Annotated in this window: 4 protein-coding genes; 1 reads left to right on the top strand and 3 read right to left on the bottom strand. The window is 64.1% G+C overall.

Translation table 11 applies throughout. The features are described from left to right. From AC1D1X_RS17680 to AC1D1X_RS17670, 3 genes are all read right to left on the bottom strand, one after another. On the bottom strand, window positions 1–968 hold a 968-nt coding region (locus tag AC1D1X_RS17680; protein WP_477698779.1), incomplete at its 3' end, for a DNA alkylation repair protein. 77 nt (window positions 969–1045) lie between these two features. Next, window positions 1046–1360 (bottom strand): chaperone modulator CbpM, encoded by a 315-nt coding sequence (locus AC1D1X_RS17675; RefSeq protein WP_477669149.1) that lies wholly within the window; start codon window positions 1358–1360, stop codon window positions 1046–1048. Continuing rightward, window positions 1357–2352 (bottom strand): DnaJ C-terminal domain-containing protein, encoded by a 996-nt coding sequence (locus tag AC1D1X_RS17670; protein WP_477669150.1) that lies wholly within the window; start codon window positions 2350–2352, stop codon window positions 1357–1359. The genes AC1D1X_RS17675 and AC1D1X_RS17670 overlap by 4 nt, the downstream gene beginning before the upstream one ends. 211 nt (window positions 2353–2563) lie before the next feature. On the opposite strand from AC1D1X_RS17670, the gene AC1D1X_RS17665 reads away from it, so the two are divergent. Beyond that, the coding region (locus AC1D1X_RS17665) for a coniferyl aldehyde dehydrogenase (RefSeq protein ID WP_477698778.1) at window positions 2564–3933 on the top strand (1370 nt) is incomplete at its 3' end.

The following is a 3933-nucleotide window of genomic DNA, read 5'->3' as shown; positions in this document are numbered from 1 at the left end:
CTTTCGCCGGCGGCCAGCGTCAACTCCTTGAGTTTGAATACCTTGGCCGAGCTGCTGCCCGATTTCTTGACGTAGTGCACCGCGTAGTCCACCACCAGCCGCTGACTTTGGCGCGAGGTGGATTGCAGCGTGAACGACAGTGCCATCCGCTCGCCCAGGGTGAGTTTCTTGGGGGTGATGGACAAACCGGTGATGCCGACGTCCGCCTTTTTACCGGCGCCGATCACACCCAGCGCCTGCCTGTCGCCCTGCTTGATCAGTGTGCGCAGCGCGTGCCGGGCAATCCACGCAGTGTGCGGGTTGTCTAGTGGCCAGCTCTTCAGGCGCTCCAGCACCCAGTCGGGGTGCAGCTTGGTGACGTCGTTGAGGTGGTTGGCCACCGACTTGCGTACGTAGAGGCTGCTGTCGGCCTTGAGCGCATCCAGGATGGGTGCGGCAAGGTCCGGATCGGCCATCAGCGCATCCAGCCTGAAAGACCAGGGCAGGCGAGGGCGGCTGCCTTCGCTGGCCAGGCGCCGCACGTGCTCGCTTTCGTCCCTGGCCCAGGTCTTCATCACGGCCAGCGTGCGCGCAGGATCCTGGCGGACGAATTCGCGGATCGCGAACTCCGAGGTCCCGAAGGCGGTGAAAAACTTCAGCGCCTCCATGGAGGTGTCGAAATCATCGCGCCCATACAGGCCCACATAGTCAGGCAGCACCAGGGTGACAAAGCCGCTGTTGATGCGCGGGGCCAGCTTGCGCAGGATGGCAATGGTTTTCGGGTAGTCGTCGGGCAGCGTGGCGTGCAGGCATTCGCTGGTGCGGCGCAGGCGCTGCATCAGCGAAAGGTCGTCCAGGCCGGGCAGCGCGAGCGAGAGAAACTTTTTGCTGTCAAAACGTGGGTAGACCACGGCGGTTTCTGCCGCGATGTGGCGATAGCGCGCCTTGTCGAAGATGTTTTTCAGGGCGGGCGCGGCTTCGGTGGACATGGCGCGAATTCTCCCATGCTGCTTTGGCAGCGAGCGCCATGATCTGTCCTATATAAAAGATTGCCCGCGCCAGTGGGTCAGTTGTCCTGCAGACGGTGTAGCTGTCGGCGCAGGTTGTCCAGTTCGTCCATCAGTTCCAGTGCCAGCGCCGCACCGGCTGGGTTAACCCCCAGGTCGCGCTGCAGGCGCACGGCCACGGTGGCGCGGTGCAAGTGCACGCCGGTGAAGCGCCAAACCTCAGGAGCCTCTCCCATCGGCGCCAGCACGCCTTCGTGTACCAGGTCCACGATGAGCTCCGACTGCGCGGCACAGGCCCGGCAGAGATCGTCAAGGGTGAGTTCATCCTGGTCTTCCAGGATGAAGCCGGCGAGGTAGCGGGTGGGGGTGTTCATGCCTTGGCTCCCGAGGTTTGCAGGGCGGCGCGCGGCCTGAAGGCCTTGAATGCCGCCGCCATGTCTTCGTACGCTTTCTTTGCCGCATCCGTGTCCGCGGCCGGCAGGACCACCTGCAGCACAAAATAAAAATCTCCCGGGGTCTTGCCCGGCAGCCCGCGCCCCTTGAGCCTGAGCTTGCGCCCGCCGGCAGAGCCCGCCGGGATTTTCAGCTCCACCTCGCCGGTGGGCGTGGGCACTTCCACCTCGGCGCCCAGCGCGGCTTCCCATGGCGCGACGGGCAGATTCATATACACGTCATGGCCCTCGGCACGGTACAGGGCATGCGGCARAAATTCAACATCCAGGTAAAGGTCGCCCGGGTTGCCCTGACCCATACCGGGAGAGCCCTGGCCCGCCAGGCGAATGTGCTGGCCTGCGCGTATGCCCTTGGGGATGACGAACTCGATGCTGCGGTCCTGCATCGTCACGCCGGCTTCACTCTCCATCGGCATGCGCAACTGCAGCTTGCGCGTGGCGCCGCTGTAGGAGTCGCCGATGTCGATCTGGATTTTGGCGTGCTGGTCCTGGCCATGCATGTCAAAGCTTCGGCTGCCGCGCATATCGTCAAAACCACCCCGGCCTTGCGGCCCTCCGCCCATGCCGCGGAAGATCGCGTCGAAAAAGTCGCTGTGGTCAAAACCTTCGGCTCCGCCAAAATGGGGAGCGCCGGCGGCACCCCCCGAGGCCTGCCCCGGGTTCCAGCCCGGCGGCGGGCGGAAGTCCTGCCCGGCCTGGTAGTTGGCGCCCAGTTGGTCGTAAGCGGTGCGCTTTTCAGGATCGCGCAACACCTCGTAGGCTTCGGCGATTTCCTTGAAGCGTGCCTCGGCGTTTTTTTCCTTGCTGACGTCGGGATGGTATTTGCGTGCCAGCTTGCGGTGTGCCTTTTTGATCTCGTCGGGCGTGGCACTGCGCTCTACGCCCATGACCTTGTAGTAATCCTTGAATTCCATGAAACACTTTCATCAGGGATGGTTTACCTGCCAGTCACCATAGCGGATAAGTGCCGGCGCGGTTGTCAGTCAAATGCCTGAGAACCCGTTTAGACCGTCAATAGGTTCTGCATCAAGTCTGCAAATGGGGTCAAGTACCTCAGGGTCAACCCGCAGTGCTGCTGGAGTTGCGTCCCTACTGCGCTGCCCCTGTGGCCCCTATCATGGCCGGATGAGTTCCAGCACACCTCCGTCCGTCCTTCGAACATTGTTTGAAGCCCAGCACCAGGCCAGCCGCGCGCAGCCCGAGGTGCCGCTGGCCCTGCGGCGGGAACGCCTGCTGCGCATCCGTACCTTACTGGACGAGCACGGCAGCGCGCTGGCCCAGGCCGTCAATGCCGACTTCGGCGTGCGGTCGCCCCAGCTGACCGAAATCGCCGACATCTTTGTGCTGCGCTCGCTGCTGTCCAGTACCCTCCGGCATTTGCCAAAGTGGATGAAACCCGTGAAGGTGCGCACGCCGCTGTACTTGCAGCCCGCGCGGGCCTACCTGCAGCGCCAGCCCTTGGGTGTGGTGGGCGTGGTGTCGCCGTGGAACTACCCGGTGCAGCTGTCGCTTGGGCCTGTCATCACCGCGCTGGCGGCTGGTAACCGCGTCATGCTCAAGCCCAGTGAGCTGACGCCGAAAACTTCTGCCTTGCTGGCAACCCTGATTGAACAATCCTTCGCACCTGACGAGCTGTGCGTGGTGCAGGGCGACGGCGCCCTGGCCGCCGAATTTGCCGGGCTGCCGTTTGACCACCTGTTTTTCACCGGCTCCACCGCCGTGGGCCGCAAGGTCGCCGAAGCGGCGGCCGCCAACCTCACGCCCACCACGCTGGAGTTGGGCGGCAAATCGCCCTGCATCATCGACGCGTCCTGCGACATCGACAAGGCTGCCATCAAGATTGCCCACGGCAAATTGCTGAACGCCGGCCAGACTTGCATCGCACCCGATTACGTGCTGCTGCCGAAAGGCAGCGAGACGGCCTTTGGCGAAGCCTTTGCGCGCGCCGTGTCCACGCTGTTCCCCACCATTGCTGGCAACCCCGATTACGCCGCCATCATCAGCCCGCGCCACCATGAACGCCTGCAGGCGCTGCTGGCCCAGGCTGAAGGCGAGGGCGCGCGCCTGCAAACCCTCCAGGCCGGTGCACCCGGTGTGGGCGCGGCGTCGCGGCAGATGGCGCCGGTGCTGGTGTTCGATGTACCCGCCGGCTCGAAACTGCTCAGCGAGGAAATCTTCGGCCCCATCCTGCCGGTGATTCCCTATGCGTCGATCGATGACGCGATTGGCTATGTCAACGCCCGCCCCAGGCCGCTGGCGCTGTACTGGTTCGGCACCGACACCGGTTCTCGCGACCATGTGCTGGCGCGCACCGTGAGCGGCGGCGTCACTGTCAACGACACGCTGATGCACATCGCGCACGAGAACCTGCCTTTCGGCGGCGTGGGCGACAGCGGCTGGGGCAGCTACCACGGCGAAACCGGTTTTCTGCGGCTGACGCAGCAAAAGCCGGTGCTGGTGCAGTCAAAGTGGGCGAGGGGAGACCTGTTTTATCC

This window comes from Polaromonas sp. P1_G4 (genome assembly GCF_056405475.1).
This window is presented reverse-complemented; position numbering and strand designations above follow the sequence as displayed.